General features: G+C 57.3%; 16 protein-coding genes. 14 read left to right on the forward strand and 2 right to left on the reverse strand.

Annotated elements, in window-relative coordinates:
* Positions 1 to 92: 92 nt before the first annotated feature.
* From DW56_RS16550 to pxpA, 6 genes are read left to right on the forward strand one after another with little or no spacing between them, the layout of a single operon-like run.
* Entirely contained in the window at positions 93 to 1,049 is a 957-nt protein-coding gene (locus tag DW56_RS16550) for a YbgA family protein (protein ID WP_024552041.1), read from the forward strand.
* 12 nt (positions 1,050 to 1,061) lie between these two features.
* Positions 1,062 to 2,486 carry a deoxyribodipyrimidine photo-lyase gene (gene phrB, locus DW56_RS16555; RefSeq protein WP_024562008.1) on the forward strand — a complete coding sequence of 475 codons (1,425 nt, stop codon included), beginning with the start codon at positions 1,062 to 1,064 and terminating at the stop codon, positions 2,484 to 2,486.
* Between the two features lie 10 nt (positions 2,487 to 2,496).
* Entirely contained in the window at positions 2,497 to 3,240 is a 744-nt protein-coding gene (locus tag DW56_RS16560; protein WP_024552410.1) for a type 2 GTP cyclohydrolase I, read from the forward strand.
* Between the two features lie 12 nt (positions 3,241 to 3,252).
* Entirely contained in the window at positions 3,253 to 3,909 is a 657-nt protein-coding gene (pxpB, locus tag DW56_RS16565) for a 5-oxoprolinase subunit PxpB (protein ID WP_024552411.1), read from the forward strand.
* Positions 3,903 to 4,835 (forward strand): 5-oxoprolinase subunit PxpC, encoded by a 933-nt coding sequence (pxpC, locus tag DW56_RS16570; RefSeq protein ID WP_024552412.1) that lies wholly within the window; start codon positions 3,903 to 3,905, stop codon positions 4,833 to 4,835. Before pxpB ends, pxpC begins: the two co-directional genes overlap by 7 nt.
* Positions 4,825 to 5,562 carry a 5-oxoprolinase subunit PxpA gene (gene pxpA, locus DW56_RS16575; protein WP_024552413.1) on the forward strand — a complete coding sequence of 246 codons (738 nt, stop codon included), beginning with the start codon at positions 4,825 to 4,827 and terminating at the stop codon, positions 5,560 to 5,562. Before pxpC ends, pxpA begins: the two co-directional genes overlap by 11 nt.
* 36 nt (positions 5,563 to 5,598) lie before the next feature.
* On the opposite strand, the gene DW56_RS16580 is transcribed toward pxpA, so the two are convergent.
* Positions 5,599 to 6,147 (reverse strand): winged helix DNA-binding protein, encoded by a 549-nt coding sequence (locus tag DW56_RS16580; protein ID WP_024552414.1) that lies wholly within the window; start codon positions 6,145 to 6,147, stop codon positions 5,599 to 5,601.
* 266 nt (positions 6,148 to 6,413) lie between these two features.
* On the opposite strand from DW56_RS16580, the gene DW56_RS16585 reads away from it, so the two are divergent.
* The 4 genes from DW56_RS16585 to nei all read left to right on the forward strand — a co-directional run bounded on the left by DW56_RS16585 (position 6,414) and on the right by nei (position 10,099).
* The gene (locus DW56_RS16585) at positions 6,414 to 7,136 is read left to right on the forward strand and encodes a DUF969 domain-containing protein (protein WP_024552415.1); all 723 of its coding nucleotides are present in this window, start codon (positions 6,414 to 6,416) and stop codon (positions 7,134 to 7,136) included.
* A complete protein-coding gene (locus DW56_RS16590) occupies positions 7,133 to 8,119 on the forward strand; it encodes a DUF979 domain-containing protein (RefSeq protein ID WP_024552416.1) in 987 nt (328 codons plus the stop codon). The genes DW56_RS16585 and DW56_RS16590 overlap by 4 nt, the downstream gene beginning before the upstream one ends.
* A gap of 31 nt (positions 8,120 to 8,150) precedes the next feature.
* Positions 8,151 to 9,146, forward strand: a complete 996-nt coding sequence (locus DW56_RS16595) for a DUF2891 domain-containing protein (protein ID WP_024552417.1) — start codon at positions 8,151 to 8,153, stop codon at positions 9,144 to 9,146.
* 161 nt (positions 9,147 to 9,307) lie between these two features.
* Positions 9,308 to 10,099, forward strand: coding sequence for an endonuclease VIII (gene nei, locus DW56_RS16600; protein WP_024552418.1), 792 nt, complete (start codon positions 9,308 to 9,310; stop codon positions 10,097 to 10,099).
* Between the two features lie 56 nt (positions 10,100 to 10,155).
* Here the strand turns inward: nei and gltA are convergent, their stop codons facing one another.
* Positions 10,156 to 11,442 (reverse strand): citrate synthase, encoded by a 1,287-nt coding sequence (gltA, locus tag DW56_RS16605; RefSeq protein ID WP_024552419.1) that lies wholly within the window; start codon positions 11,440 to 11,442, stop codon positions 10,156 to 10,158.
* Between the two features lie 639 nt (positions 11,443 to 12,081).
* Here gltA and sdhC point away from each other — a divergent pair.
* The 4 genes from sdhC to DW56_RS16625 are packed head-to-tail and all read left to right on the forward strand — an operon-like array spanning position 12,082 to position 15,326.
* Positions 12,082 to 12,486 carry a succinate dehydrogenase cytochrome b556 subunit gene (gene sdhC, locus DW56_RS16610; RefSeq protein ID WP_024552420.1) on the forward strand — a complete coding sequence of 135 codons (405 nt, stop codon included), beginning with the start codon at positions 12,082 to 12,084 and terminating at the stop codon, positions 12,484 to 12,486.
* Positions 12,480 to 12,827, forward strand: a complete 348-nt coding sequence (sdhD, locus tag DW56_RS16615) for a succinate dehydrogenase membrane anchor subunit (RefSeq protein WP_024552421.1) — start codon at positions 12,480 to 12,482, stop codon at positions 12,825 to 12,827. The genes sdhC and sdhD overlap by 7 nt, the downstream gene beginning before the upstream one ends.
* Positions 12,827 to 14,593: a succinate dehydrogenase flavoprotein subunit gene (gene sdhA, locus DW56_RS16620; RefSeq protein WP_024552422.1), complete on the forward strand. Its 1,767-nt coding sequence runs from the start codon at positions 12,827 to 12,829 to the stop codon at positions 14,591 to 14,593. Before sdhD ends, sdhA begins: the two co-directional genes overlap by 1 nt.
* 16 nt (positions 14,594 to 14,609) lie before the next feature.
* Positions 14,610 to 15,326, forward strand: coding sequence for a succinate dehydrogenase iron-sulfur subunit (locus DW56_RS16625; RefSeq protein WP_024552423.1), 717 nt, complete (start codon positions 14,610 to 14,612; stop codon positions 15,324 to 15,326).
* The last annotated feature ends 204 nt before the right edge of the window (positions 15,327 to 15,530 follow it).

A 15,530-nucleotide genomic window follows, 5' to 3' on the forward strand; every position in this document is an offset into this window, starting at 1 on the left:
ATAAGTCAAGTAGCGTTAGGGCTGCCCTCTCGGGCGGCCTTTTTCTTTTTGGCCTGGCTACAATTGGAAGATGGAGCGCGTAAGGAGCGGTTATGAGTGAGAAAATCCCGGTTGGCATTAGCGCCTGTTTATTAGGGGACAACGTAAGATTTGATGGCGGCCATAAACGTCTGGTTTTTGCTGTCGATGAACTGGCGCCCTGGGTTCGTTTTGAGCCCGTTTGCCCTGAGATGGCGATTGGCCTGCCGGTGCCGCGCCCTGCGCTGAGGCTGGTCAAACAGGCGACGGGAGAGGTGGCGTTGCGTTTCAGCGATAAACGAGAGGGCGACCTGACCGCCGCGATGCAGCATTTCGCCGAAGAGCGTATCTCCCGTTTTGAGCACCTGTGCGGCTATATCGTCTGCGCCAAATCGCCCAGTTGCGGCATGGAGCGGGTGCGGGTTTATGACGAAGAGGGGAAAAATAACCGTAAAGCAGGACGCGGCATCTACACCGAAGCGCTGATGCATAAATTTCCCTGGCTGCCTGTTGAGGAAGACGGAAGGCTGCACGACCCGCTTATCCGGGAAAATTTTGTTGAGCGCATCTATACCCTGTTTGAGCTCAACCAATTACGTAAAAACGGGCTGACCCGTGGCGGACTCATCGCCTTCCACAGCCGTTATAAGCTGCTGTTGCTCGCCCATTCGCAGGCGCAATACCGCGAACTGGGGCGTTTTGTCGCCGCTATCGATAAGTGGGAAAACCTGGAAGACTACTTTGCGCAGTATCGGCAGCGGCTGATGGATTTACTGTCACACCAGGCGACGCGGCGAAATCACACCAATGTGCTGATGCACGTTCAGGGCTATTTCCGCCCCCACCTTAACGCGCGCCAGCGCCAGGAGCTCGCGGAGCTTATCGATCGCTACCGGCAGGGTACGCAGCCCCTGCTCGCGCCGGTAACATTGCTGAAACATTATATGGCAGAATACCCCGACGCTTATCTTGACCAGCAGCGCTATTTCGAACCCTATCCCGAAGCATTGCGCCTGCGTTACGGCCATTAAAACAGGAGTGTTATGACCACCCATCTGGTCTGGTTTCGCGCGGATTTGCGCATTCACGATAATCTGGCGCTGGCCGCTGCCTGTCGTGACAAAAACGCCGTCGTGATTGGTCTGTTTATCGCCACGCCGCAACAGTGGGAAGCGCATGCGATGGCGCCCCGTCAGGCGGCGTTTCTCTGGCAAAATCTCCAGGCGCTGCATGCAGCGCTGGCGCAACGGGGCATTCCGCTTTATTTGCGTGAAACTGGCACGTTTGATGATTCGCTTCCCCTGCTGAAGGCCTTTTGCGAGGAGCATCAGGTCGATGCGCTTTTTTATAACTATCAGTATGAACTGAACGAACACCGGCGGGATCTGAACGTTGAACGCGGCCTGGAAGGCAAGGTCGTCTGCCAGGGATTTGACGACAGCGTGCTGTTGCCGCCCGGCAGCGTAACGACCGGCAGCGGCGAAATGTACAAAGTATTCACCCCTTTCAGCAACGCGTTTATCCGCCGTTTGCAGGAAGGGTTGCCGGAATGCGTACATGCGCCGAAAACCCGGGAAGGCGGGGCGCTCAGCGAACCGCCAGCGCTCACTCCATTCGATTATCCGCAGGAAAAGGTGGATGACGCGCTGTTTCCGGCAGGAGAGCAGGCGGCGCTGACGCGGTTGCGGCAATTCTGTCAGCAAAAAGCGGCAGGCTACCCTGATGCGCGCGATTTCCCCGTCCTCGACGCCACCAGCCGGCTCTCCGCCTGTCTGGCGCTGGGCGTGCTGTCGCCGCGCCAGTGTTTGCACCGTTTGCTGGCCGAGCAGCCGGGCGCGCTTACCGGCGGCCCAGGCGCGGTCTGGCTTAATGAACTTATCTGGCGCGATTTTTATCGGCATTTGCTGATCGCCTGGCCGAAGCTCAGCCGTCATAAGCCGTTTATCGGCTGGACGGAAAAGGTGCGCTGGCAGCAAAGCGACGACCATTTTCAGGCCTGGCGCGAAGGCAAAACCGGTTATCCCATCGTGGATGCCGCAATGCGCCAGATGAACGAAACCGGCTGGATGCATAACCGGCTTCGCATGATAACCGCCAGTTTTCTGGTGAAAGATTTGCTTATCGACTGGCGGCGGGGCGAGCGTTATTTTATGACGCAACTTATTGATGGCGATTATGCGGCGAATAATGGCGGCTGGCAGTGGGCCGCCTCAACAGGCACCGACGCGGCGCCTTATTTCCGCATCTTCAACCCCACCACCCAGGGCGAAAAATTTGACGCGCAGGGCGATTTTATTCGCCGCTGGCTGCCGGAGCTGCGAAACATTGCCGGCAAAGCGGTGCATCAACCCTGGGCATGGGCGGAAAAACAGGGCGTAAAGCTTGATTACCCACGTCCGATAGTCGATCACAAAGCTGCCCGCGCCGCCACGCTTGCGGCGTATGAGGCTGCCCGGAAAACGCATTAAGAGAACGATGATGAAAAACACCGAACTGGAAAACCTGATCAACCAGAAGCTCAATAGCGCAAGCTTCAGCGACTACGCGCCCAACGGCTTGCAGGTCGAAGGACGCGACGAGATCCGCAAAATCATTACCGGCGTGACCGCAAGCCAGGCGCTGCTCGACGAAGCGGTGCGCCAGCAGGCGGACGCCGTTATTGTCCACCATGGCTATTTCTGGAAAGGCGAATCGCCCGTTGTTCGCGGTATGAAGCGTAATCGTTTAAAGACGTTGCTTGAAAACGACATCAATCTTTACGGCTGGCATCTGCCGCTGGACGCTCACCCGGAGCTTGGCAATAACGTGCAGCTTGCGCGTCTGCTGGGCATTGAGGTGAAAGGGGAGATAGAGCCGCTGGTGCCCTGGGGCGAACTCTCTATGGCGGTGCCGGGGCTGGAGTTCGCCTCCTGGCTTGAGGCGCGGCTCGGGCGCCGTCCGCTCTGGTGCGGCGATACCGGCCCGGCGGAAGTGAAGCGGGTAGCCTGGTGCACCGGCGGCGGCCAGGGCTTTATCGATGCGGCCGCACGCTTTGGCGTAGATGCGTTTATCACGGGCGAAGTTTCCGAGCAGACCATTCACTCCGCCCGCGAACAGAATCTGCATTTCTATGCGGCAGGCCATCACGCCACTGAGCGCGGCGGCATTCGCGCCCTGAGCGAGTGGCTACAGGAAGAAACCGATCTCGATGTGACCTTCATCGATATCCCAAACCCGGCATAAAGGGGAGCGTAAGTGCAAAGAGCACGTTGTTATCTGTTGGGTGAAAGCGCGGTAGTGCTGGAGCTGGAGCCGCCCGTCACGCTGGAAAGCCAGCGTCGTATCTGGTGGCTGACGCAGCGTCTGGCGGATGTGCCCTCGGTGGTGGAAACCATCCCTGGCATGAACAACATCACCGTGGTGCTGCGGGATCCGAAAGCATTAGCGCTGGACGCCATTGAGCGGTTGCAGCGCTGGTGGGAAGAGAGCGAAGCGATGGAGCCGCCTTCGCGGCAGGTCTCCATTCCGGTGGTTTATGGCGGCGAACAGGGGCCGGACCTCGCTGAGGTGGCGCGCCACACCGGGCTGAGCGAGAAGCAGGTGGTTGAGCAGCACGCGGCGGTAGACTATGTGGTTTACTTTATCGGCTTCCAGCCAGGCTTTCCGTATCTGGGCGGTTTGCCTGAGGCGCTGGCAACGCCAAGACGGGGCGAACCGCGCCTGAGCGTACCGGCAGGCTCCGTAGGGATTGGCGGCAACCAGACGGGAATTTACCCGCTGCCGACCCCTGGTGGCTGGCAGATTATCGGCCGTACGCCGAAAGCGCTGTTCGACCCTGGAAAGGAACCGCCGGGGCTGTTGTTGCCCGGCGACAGTGTGCGCTTTGTGCCGCAGAAGGAGGGCGTATGTTAAAAATAGTGCGGGCCGGAATGCACACCACGGTGCAGGACAGCGGCCGGTTTGGCTGGCGCCAGTTCGGCGTAAGCCGCAGCGGGGCGATGGATACCCCGGCGCTGCGTATCGCCAACCTGCTGGTGGGCAACGATCCGGACGCGGCGGCGCTGGAGATAACGCTCGGGCAGTTTCGCGTGCAGTTTATGCAAGACTGCTGGTTTGCTTTAACCGGCGCAGGCTGCGACGCGCATCTGGACGAACACGCGGTATGGACGAGCTGGCGCATCGCAGCGAAAGCCGGGCAGACGCTTACGCTCAAATCGCCGCAGCACGGCATGCGCAGCTACCTGGCGGTGGCGGGTGGGCTGGATGTGCCGAAGGTGATGAACTCTTACAGCACTGACCTGAAAGCGGGTTTCGGCGGCTTTCACGGGCGAGCGCTGCGCGATGGCGACGAGCTGGCGTTGCTGCCTTCCTCGCACCACTTTCGTGAAACGCGCGGCGTGAAGCCGCTGTTCTGGGGCAACCGCATTCGCGCGCTGCCGGGGCCGGAATACCATGAGTTTTCTTCTTCCTCGCAGGAAGCGTTCTGGCGCGCGCCGTGGCAGCTAAGCCCGCAAAGCAACCGGATGGGCTACCGGCTGAACGGACAGCCGCTCACGCGCACTACCGGGCGCGAGCTCGCTTCTCACGGCCTGATGCCGGGCGTGGTGCAGGTGCCGCATAACGGCCAGCCGATCGTGCTGATGAACGATGCCCAGACCACAGGCGGCTACCCGCGCATTGCAAGCGTTATTGATGCCGATCTCTACAAGCTGGCGCAGCTTCGTCTCGGCGAGCCGATCCACTTTGTGCAATGTACGCTGGAAGAGGCGCTGGCGGCGCGGGAAGATCAGCTGCGCTATTTTGATCAACTGGCCTGGCGACTCAACGATGAAGATTGATTTAAACGCGGATCTGGGCGAAGGCTGCGGCGACGACAGCGCGCTGATGCCGCTTATCTCCTCGGCCAATATCGCCTGCGGTTTTCATGCGGGCGATGCCCTGACCATGCAGGAAAGCGTGCGGCTGGCGCTGGCGCACCAGGTTGCTATCGGCGCGCATCCTTCCTTTCCGGACCGCGAGAATTTCGGTCGTACGGCCATGTCGTTGCCGCCGCAAACCGTTTATGCGCAAACGCTTTACCAGACCGGCGCATTAGCCGCTATCGTGCGTGCGCAAGGAGGGGTCATGAAGCATGTTAAACCCCACGGCATGCTCTATAACCAGGCGGCGAAATCACCGCCGCTTGCCGACGCCATCGCCCGGGCGGTAAAAGCGCTGGATGCGAACCTGATTCTGGTGGGGCTGGCCGGCAGCGAGCTTATCCGCGCCGGGAAGCATTATGGCCTGGCGACCCGCGAAGAGGTTTTCGCCGACCGGGGATACCTTGCTGATGGCTCGCTGGTGCCGCGCAGCGAACCGGGCGCGCTGATTGAGGATGATGACGAAGCGGTAGCGCGCACCCTTGAGATGGTGCTGAAAGGCCAGGTGCGAAGCCGGGAAGGCGGCTGGGCGAAAGTCAATGCCCAGACGGTCTGTTTGCACGGCGACGGCGCGCATGCGCTGGCGTTTGCCCGTCGGCTGCGCGAGGCTTTTACGCAGCGCCAGATTCAGGTCAGCGCTGAATAAAAACGCTTCTGCCCTTTGCAGGCGGAAGGCGAAGCCTCAGAGCGACGCCGCCGCCCGCGCCGCGGTATCATAAAGCGAAGAAATCGTACGCAGCAGCTGGGCGGTATCGCCAATAGACGCTCCCGGAATACCGCTTTCTACCTGAATGGCGATAAGGCAGGCTTCACGCACGTCGCGGTATTTCATACACAGCGCTTTGCCTTCGTCGGTGGTAAAGAAATAGAGCTCTTTGCCCACCTTTTCGCTGGTCACATAGCCCGCTTTTACCAGCTTTTTCAGCGCATAGGTCACCACGTGCGTGTCCTCTACGTTCAGCACAAAGCAGATATCCGCCAGCTTCTTCTTGCGGTTGCGGTGGTTAACGTGATGCAGAAGCGAAACGTCAAACGCGCCCATATCGGGTTCGCCCGCCGCGGTCATGCAGCGCACCATCCATTTGTTAAAGGCGTTGCTGGTCATGATCAGCGCATATTCCAGTTCTGATAATTCCGCGCAGCGCTCAGAAACCAGATGCCTGGAAGAGACAATGCGACCGTCGCTGATATCGTCGCTATCTGTTGATGCAGAAGCAGTTTTCCGTGCCATAACTCCCCTTACTCAAGTGTGACTATTAGCAAAAAATATAAAACTGAACGGGTAAAATAAAAACATTTTATTGATAAATTGTTTACATATTATTGTCGTTCAGATATAGCTTTTTGACTCAGGGCCTGCGCGGTTTTCGCGCATTCACAGGGCCTGTCGTTTACACAACATCCGTTCGCCGCAATGCCCACGCTTTGTCCTGATGACGAAGTATTAAAAAAAACGCCTTCGGCGCGCAACGCTCACTTTGGATAGGGTAAAAGTTTATGGACAGTTCCACACTGTTGCCGCTCATCGGGATCCCGATAGTGGTTATTGGTTTTGCACTGCGTTTCAATCCGCTGCTGGTGGTTGTGGTCGCCGGGCTTGCCACGGGTCTGCTGGTTGGCATGGATTTCGGCATGTTGCTGGAAACGTTCGGCGAGAAGTTCGTTAACAGCCGTTCGCTGGCGACGTTTATTTTGATTCTGCCGGTCATTGGCCTGCTGGAATATTACGGGCTCAAAGAGCGCGCCCAGGCCTGGGTGGCGAAAATAGCCAGCGCAACCTCGGCGCGTATTTTAATGCTTTACTTCGTCGCGCGCGAAGGCACCGCGGCGCTGGGCCTGATGTCGCTTGGCGGGCATGCGCAAACGGTGCGTCCGTTGCTGGCGCCGATGGCGGAAGGCGCCGCGCTCAATGATTATGGCGAGCTGCCGCAGTCAATCCGCGACAAAATCAAAGCCCATGCCGCCGCCTGCGACAATATCGCCGTGTTCTTCGGCGAAGATATTTTCATCGCTTTCGGCGCCGTGCTGCTGATAGACGCGTTCCTGAAAGAAAATGGTATTGCGGGCATTGAACCGCTGCATATCGGTTTGTGGGCGATTCCTACCGCCATTGCGGCGCTGATTATCCATATGATTCGCTTGCTGCGCCTTGACGCCAGCATCCGTCGCGACGTGATGGCCTGGAAAGCGGAGCAGGGCAATCAGGAGGTGGCGCCATGAGCACGCTTATCACCATCAACCGCGTTTATTACCTTATCGGCTTCATCGTGATGCTGCTGGTGGTTATGACGCTGCGCGACCGGGGCAACCCGAAACGCTTTACCACGGCGCTGTTCTGGTTTTTGTTCGGCGGAATTTTTCTGTTTGGCGATCTCATGGTGCAGGAGCTGGGCAAATCGCTGGCCTACCGGGTTATCGGCGGCTGCGTCATTGTTATCGCTCTGTTGGCCGGGTTTGGCCTGGTCGGCAAGGGACATTACAAGATGTCTACTGAGCCTGAGCGCGTCGCCTCCTCGAAGCGGCTGGGAAACTGGCTTTTTTTACCGGCGCTGATGATCCCGGTGGTGACCGTACTGGGCACGCTTTTCCTTAAAGGCGTATCTGTCGGCGGCGTGTTCCTGCTCGACCAGAAACAGCTGACGCTGGCGGCGCTGTGCGTAGCCTGCGTCGCCGCTATCCTGACCGGCTGGTGGCTGACGCGCGGCACGCCGCTGCATGCTATTCGTCAGTCGCGCCGGCTCGTGGATACCATTGGCTGGGCGGTGATTTTACCGCAGATGCTGGCGATGCTTGGCGGGGTGTTTGTTACGGCGAATACCGGCGACTCGGTGCAAAAAGTGGTGAGCCTGTTCGTCGACCCGGAAAACCGCTTTATGTTAGTGGTTATCTACTGCATCGGTATGGCGCTCTTCACCATGATCATGGGCAACGCTTTCGCCGCTTTCCCGGTGCTTAGCGCGGGCATCGCCTTGCCGTTTTTGATTCAGCATCACCATGGCGACCCGGCGCCTCTGCTGGCGATCGGCATGTATGCCGGCTATTGCGGCACGCTGATGACGCCGATGGCTGCGAATTTCAATATTGTCCCGGCGGCGCTGCTGGAGCTGAAAGACAAATATCAGGTGATTAAGGTTCAGATCCCGACCGCCTTGCCGCTGCTGGTGGTGAACGTCTTTTTAATGTACTTCCTCGTGTTTCGCTAAGCGCGGCGCGGTGACTACCTAAGGAGCTGTTATGGAATTAACGCAACACCAGGCCGACGCCTTCGCCCGGATGCCCTTGACCTATTTGCGTCAGGAATACCCCAATCACATTATGCATTTGCTGAATGATGATGGCGACGTGCTGCCGCCCCGCGAACTTCACCCCATTTTTTATGGCTGCTTTGACTGGCACTCCGCCGTACATGGCTACTGGCTGCTGCTGCGCTGCCTGCGGATCTACCCGGAACTGCCGTGTCGCGACGAGATTATCGCCCTGTTTGATGCGCATTTTACTGATGAGAAAGTCGCACAGGAGCTGGCCTATTTTACCGCGCCGTTCCGCGCTTCGTTTGAGCGCCCCTATGGCTACGGCTGGCTGCTGGCGCTGGCGCAAGAGCTGAACCAGTCTGCTTTGCCGCAGGCGGCGCGCTGGCATAAGACCCTTGAACCGTTGACGCAGGATATTCGCGCAAGGCTTGTGGATTACCTCAGCAAGCTGACCTATCCCATCCGCGTGGGCACGCACTACAACACCGCTTTCGCGCTGGCCCTGGGGCTGGATTATGCCCGCGCGCTAAAAGATAACGCCCTTGAGCAGGCGATTCTTAATGCGGCGAACCGCTTTTATCTCAACGATACAAACTACCCTGCGCACTACGAGCCGGGCGGCGATGAGTATATTTCGGGCGCGCTGACGGAAGCGTTATTAATGAGCAAGACGGCAGAGGATTTCCCGGCCTGGTTTGATGCTTTCCTGCCAGAGGTCGCTTCGGTTTCCGCTTTGCTGCATCCGGCGCAGGTCAGCGATCGCACCGACCCGAAAATCGCGCATCTTGACGGCCTGAACCTTAGCCGGGCGTGGTGCATGAAGCATATTGCCCGCGCATTGCCGGAAAACCACGCGGCGCAGGCGCCGTTAAAAGAGGCAGTGGCGCGTCATCTGTCGGCAAGCGTAGAGCATGTCGTGGGCAGCCACTACAGCGGCGGACACTGGCTGGCAAGCTTCGCGCTCCTGGCGCTGGAATAATGTCCTGTACCGCCGTCTTTGTACGGCGGTTTTTTTTGGCCAGATGCTGAGACGGCGTTAGCTGCTAAGCACGGGCTGCGTTTTACGGCTAAGGTTACTCTTCACAACGAAACCGTAAAACAAAGGGCCGGTTTACAGGCCGCAAAAGAAAAGGATGAAGCATGCCGGAAGGGCCGGAAATTCGCCGCGCGGCGGATAAGCTTGAGCAAGCCGTAGCAGGTAAACCGTTAACGCACGTCTGGTTTGCCTTTCCTGAACTGAAAGCTTTCGAACAGACCCTGGTGGGCGAGCGTGTCGAGCGTCTGGAAACCCGGGGAAAGGCGCTGCTGACCCATTTCTCAAATGGACTCACCCTTTACAGCCACAACCAGCTCTATGGCGTCTGGCGCGTCGTGAAAGCGGGCGAAATTCCCCAGACCACCCGGAGTTTGCGCGTGCGGCTGGAGACGGCAGAGGCCGCCGTGCTGCTGTACAGCGCCTCGGATATAGAAATGCTGAACGCCGACGGCGTGGCGGCGCACGCTTTTTTGCAGCGGGTCGGGCCGGACGTGCTGGATATGTCGCTAACCGTGCAAACGGTGAAAGCACGCCTGCTGAGCCCGCGATTTCGCCGCCGCCAGTTCAGCGGCTTGCTGCTCGACCAGGCGTTTCTGGCGGGGCTTGGCAACTATTTGCGGGTTGAGATCCTCTGGCAGGCGCAGCTTTCGCCACGACATAAAGCCGCCGAACTGAGCGAGGCGCAGCTCGATGCGCTCGCCGAAGCCTGTCTCGCCATCCCTCGTCTCTCTTACCAGACGCGCGGGCAGGTGGATGAAAACAAACACCACGGCGCGCTGTTCCGCTTTGAAGTGTTTCACCGCGCCGGGAAAAAATGCCGGCGCTGCGGCGGTATCATTGAAAAAACAACGCTTTCTTCCCGGCCTTTTTACTGGTGCCCGGCGTGCCAGCAGTAAAACCGCAGGCATAAAAAAACGCGCCCGGAAGCGCGTTTTTTACTACATCACCAGGATTAATGCTTTTCCAGGTCCGATTTGAAATCACGCTGCGTGTAGCCAGTGTAAAGCTGACGCGGACGCGCAATTTTCATGCCTTCGCTGTGCATTTCGTTCCAGTGGGCGATCCAGCCTACGGTACGCGCCATGGCGAAGATAACGGTGAACATGGAAGAGGGGATGCCCATCGCTTTCAGAATGATACCGGAGTAGAAGTCTACGTTCGGGTAAAGTTTCTTCTCGATAAAGTACGGGTCGTTCAGCGCGATGTTTTCCAGCTCCATCGCCACTTCCAGCAGGTCATCTTTGGTGCCCAGCTCTTTCAGCACTTCGTGACAGGTTTCGCGCATCACGGTGGCGCGCGGGTCGTAGTTTTTGTAAACACGGTGACCAAAGCCCATCAGGCGGAAAGAGTCGTTTTTGTCTTTCGCACGACGGACGAATTCCGGAATGTGCTCTACGGAGCTGATCTCTTCCAGCATTTTTAACGCCGCTTCGTTGGCGCCGCCGTGCGCCGGTCCCCACAGGGAGGCAATACCCGCCGCGATGCAGGCGAACGGGTTCGCGCCGGAGGAGCCCGCAGTACGCACCGTGGAGGTGGAGGCGTTCTGCTCATGGTCCGCGTGCAGGATCAGGATGCGATCCATAGCGCGCTCCAGCACCGGGTTGACCTCGTAAGGCTCGCACGGGGTGGAGAACATCATGTTCAGGAAGTTGCCGGCGTAAGAAAGGTCGTTACGCGGGTACACGAACGGCTGGCCGATAGAGTATTTGTAACACATCGCCGCCATAGTAGGCATTTTGGAGAGCAGGCGGAACGCGGCAATCTCGCGGTGACGCGGATTATTGACGTCCAGCGAGTCATGGTAAAACGCCGCCAGCGCGCCGGTCACGCCGCACATCACCGCCATCGGGTGGGAATCGCGACGGAAGCCGTGGAACAGACGCGTGATCTGCTCGTGGATCATGGTATGGCGGGTTACTGTGGTTTTGAACTCATCATACTGTTCCTGCGTCGGTTTTTCGCCGTAGAGCAGAATGTAGCAAACTTCGAGGTAATTCGATTCGGTGGCCAGCTGGTCGATGGGAAAACCGCGATGGAGCAGGATACCTTCGTCACCATCGATAAAGGTGATTTTCGATTCGCAAGATGCGGTAGAGGTAAAACCAGGGTCGAAAGTAAAAACACCTTTAGAACCAAGACTACGGATATCAATTACATCCTGACCGAGCGTGCCCTGTAGCACATCCAGTTCAATAGCAGAATCACCGTTGTAAGTGATATTTGCCTTTTTGTCAGCCATTTACGGTCTCCTTAGCGCCTTATTTGCTTAAGACTCCTAACAACTTTTTTACATTCACAGTCAGGGAGAATATTGCCAGTTTGTTGTAGGGCGCGCAGCTCTGTGTGAGGAGGAAACCAGGGTACAGAGCGATGGGCGGCTTGCAGGCAACTATTCAGAACCCGGTGAAACTACCGCAAATCAGCGTGTTAGCAGTCGGGATTCTTTAAATCTGAGTATCACTAATACCGGGCTAAATAAATTCGGTCAATAGCACTACACTGTTACATAACTTATTGTCAGCAGAAAGTGTAGTGCCATAACTTTTGCGAATTATATGCCTTTTCTGGTGATGTTTGTAACAATTTTGTTTAACATTTGTCAAATCAGATGATTAAAAATTAAAATTATGTTGTTATCGTGATCCTGGTCACTGTTCAGACCAAAAGCGGCCAAAGTATTTGTATGTTAATTGTAATGATATTGTGAACATCCTATACTGCCGCCAGGTCTCCGGAACACCCTGCCACCGCGAGCCACCCAGCGTAGTAACCCTTCGTTTAACACTGGAAGCAGTTGTTTTTGCATGACGCAGAGTTATAGAAAAGTGACGCTGTCTGACCCGCCTGCAGACCGGAGGAAGGAAACAATAAGAAAAGCATGTGGGCGCTATTCATGATAAAAAAGGTGAAAAAACAAAGACCTGTTAACCTGGATCTGACAACGATCCGGTTTCCTGTCACCGCGATTGCTTCTATCCTCCACCGCGTTTCCGGCGTGATCACGTTCGTCGCTGTCGGCATTCTGCTCTGGTTGCTTGGGCTCTCGCTCTCTTCTCAGGAAGGCTTCCTGGCCGCGTCCGATATCATGGACAGCTTCTTCGTTAAATTCATTCTCTGGGGCATCCTGACCGCGCTGGCTTACCACGTGGTAGTAGGCATTCGCCACATGCTGATGGACTTTAACTACCTGGAAGAAACCTTCGCCGCGGGCCAGCGCTCTGCGCGCGTCGCTTTTGGTATCACTGTCGTGCTTTCAATTCTCGCAGGAGTCCTCGTATGGTAAGCAACGCCTCCGCATTGGGACGCAATGGCGTACATGACTTCATCCTCGTTCGCGCTACTGCTATCGTTATTACGCTCTACATCATTTATATGATTGGTTTTTTCGCCATGAACGGCGATCTGACCTATGAAGTCTGGAGCGGCTTCTTCTCTTCCACCTTCACCAAAGTTTTTACCCTGCTCACGCTTATCTCCATTCTGGTCCATACGTGGATTGGCATGTGGCAGGTGTTAACGGACTACGTTAAATCGCTGGCTCTTCGTCTGTTTTTGCAACTGGCTATCGTGGTTGCGCTGGCGGTTTACGTCATTTATGGATTCGTTGTGGTGTGGGGTGTGTAATGAATTTACCAGTCAGAGAATTTGATGCTGTTGTGATTGGCGCAGGCGGCGCAGGTATGCGCGCGGCGCTGCAAATTTCCCAGAGCGGCCAGACGTGCGCGCTGCTCTCTAAAGTTTTTCCAACCCGTTCGCACACCGTTTCCGCCCAGGGCGGCATTACCGTAGCGCTCGGCAATTCCCATGAAGATAACTGGGAATGGCATATGTACGACACGGTAAAAGGTTCCGACTACATCGGCGACCAGGATGCTATCGAATATATGTGTAAAACCGGCCCGGAAGCGATTCTGGAGCTGGAACACATGGGGCTGCCGTTTTCCCGTCTGGATGACGGCCGTATTTACCAGCGCCCGTTCGGCGGCCAGTCTAAAAACTTCGGCGGCGAACAGGCTGCGCGCACCGCGGCGGCGGCGGACCGTACCGGCCACGCGCTGCTTCATACCCTTTATCAGCAGAACCTGAAAAACCACACCACGATTTTCTCTGAGTGGTACGCCCTTGATCTGGTGAAAAACCAGGATGGCGCGGTGGTGGGCTGTACTGCGCTGTGCATTGAAACCGGCGAAGTGGTCTACTTTAAAGCTCGCGCGACGGTGCTGGCCACTGGCGGCGCAGGGCGTATTTACCAGTCCACTACCAATGCGCACATCAACACGGGCGACGGCGTTGGCATGGCGCTGCGCGCGGGCGTACCGGTGCAGGACATGGAGATGTGGCAGTTCCACCCGACGGGTATCGCAGGCGCAGGCGTTCTGGTAACGGAAGGCTGCCGTGGCGAAGGCGGTTATCTGCTGAACAAACACGGCGAGCGCTTTATGGAGCGTTACGCGCCGAACGCGAAAGATCTCGCGGGTCGCGACGTGGTTGCGCGCTCTATCATGATTGAAATCCGCGAAGGCCGCGGCTGCGACGGCCCGTGGGGCCCGCACGCCAAGCTGAAGCTCGACCATCTGGGCAAAGAGGTGCTGGAATCCCGTCTGCCGGGCATTCTGGAGCTTTCCCGCACCTTTGCGCACGTCGACCCGGTAAAAGAGCCTATCCCGGTTATCCCGACCTGCCATTACATGATGGGCGGCATTCCAACCAAAGTGACCGGTCAGGCGTTGACCGTTAACGCACAGGGTGAAGATGTGGTGATCCCGGGCCTGTTCGCCGTAGGTGAAATCGCCTGCGTATCGGTTCACGGCGCCAACCGCCTCGGCGGCAACTCGCTTCTCGACCTGGTGGTCTTTGGCCGCGCGGCGGGTCTGCATTTGCAGGAATCTATCGCCGAGCAGGGGCCGCTGCGCGATGCGAGCGACTCTGATGTGGAAATGTCACTTGAGCGTCTTAACCGCTGGAACAACAACCGCAACGGCGAAGATCCGGTGGAGATTCGCAAAGCGCTTCAGGAGTGCATGCAGCACAACTTCTCCGTATTCCGCGAAGGCGATGCCATGGCGAAAGGGCTTGAGCAACTGAAAGTGATCCGCGAGCGCCTGAAAAACGCCCGTCTGGATGACACTTCCAGCGAGTTCAACACCCAGCGCGTGGAGTGCCTGGAGCTGGATAACCTGATGGAAACCGCTTACGCCACTGCCGTGTCCGCGAACTTCCGTACTGAAAGCCGTGGTGCCCATAGCCGCTTCGATTATCCGGATCGCGATGACGAAAACTGGCTGTGCCACTCTTTGTACCTTCCGCAAAGCGAATCCATGACCCGCCGCGAGGTGAACATGGAGCCGAAATTGCGTCCGGCGTTCCCGCCGAAAGTGCGTACTTATTAATTGCGGAGAGACGGTGATGAAACTCGAATTTTCTATCTATCGCTATAACCCGGATGTCGACGACGCGCCGCGCATGCAGGATTACACCCTTGAGCAGGAAGAAGGGCGTGACATGATGCTGCTGGACGCCCTGATGCTGCTGAAAGAGAAGGACCCAAGCCTCTCTTTTCGCCGCTCATGCCGTGAAGGCGTTTGCGGCTCCGACGGCCTGAACATGAACGGCAAAAACGGTCTGGCTTGTATTACGCCCGTCTCGGCGCTGGGCGCAGGCAAACAGAAGATTGTTATCCGCCCGCTGCCTGGCCTGCCGGTTATTCGCGACCTCGTGGTGGACATGGGGCAATTCTATGCCCAATATGAGAAGATTAAGCCTTACCTGTTGAATAATGGGCAGAATCCGCCAGCGCGCGAACATCTTCAGACGCCGGATCAACGTGAGAAGCTCGACGGCCTGTACGAATGTATTCTGTGCGCCTGCTGTTCGACTTCCTGCCCGTCATTCTGGTGGAACCCGGATAAGTTTATTGGTCCGGCCGGGTTGCTGGCGGCGTACCGTTTCCTTATCGACAGCCGCGATACGGAAACCGACAACCGTCTGGATGGGTTGAGCGATGCTTTCAGCGTATTCCGCTGCCACAGCATCATGAACTGCGTCAGCGTATGTCCTAAAGGCCTGAACCCGACGCGCGCCATCGGTCATATCAAGTCAATGCTGCTACAGCGCAGCGCTTAACTGACCGAAATACGCCGGGAGCTTAGGCTCCCGGCAGTATAGAGAGTAAGCAGGAAACCTTTAAAAACCGCTAATTGTATTAGCAGTAATCGATGCGTTCAGCGCGAGGCAAGGCGGCGACCGGGCGCATCCCCGGGAACATCGTCAACGATGTGACCGGGGTAAGCTCAGGCAGTCAATGCAGCCGCAGCCTGAAGGCGGAAG

Origin of the sequence: Franconibacter helveticus LMG 23732 (assembly GCF_000463115.2) — a bacterium.
GTDB lineage: Bacteria > Pseudomonadota > Gammaproteobacteria > Enterobacterales > Enterobacteriaceae > Franconibacter > Franconibacter helveticus.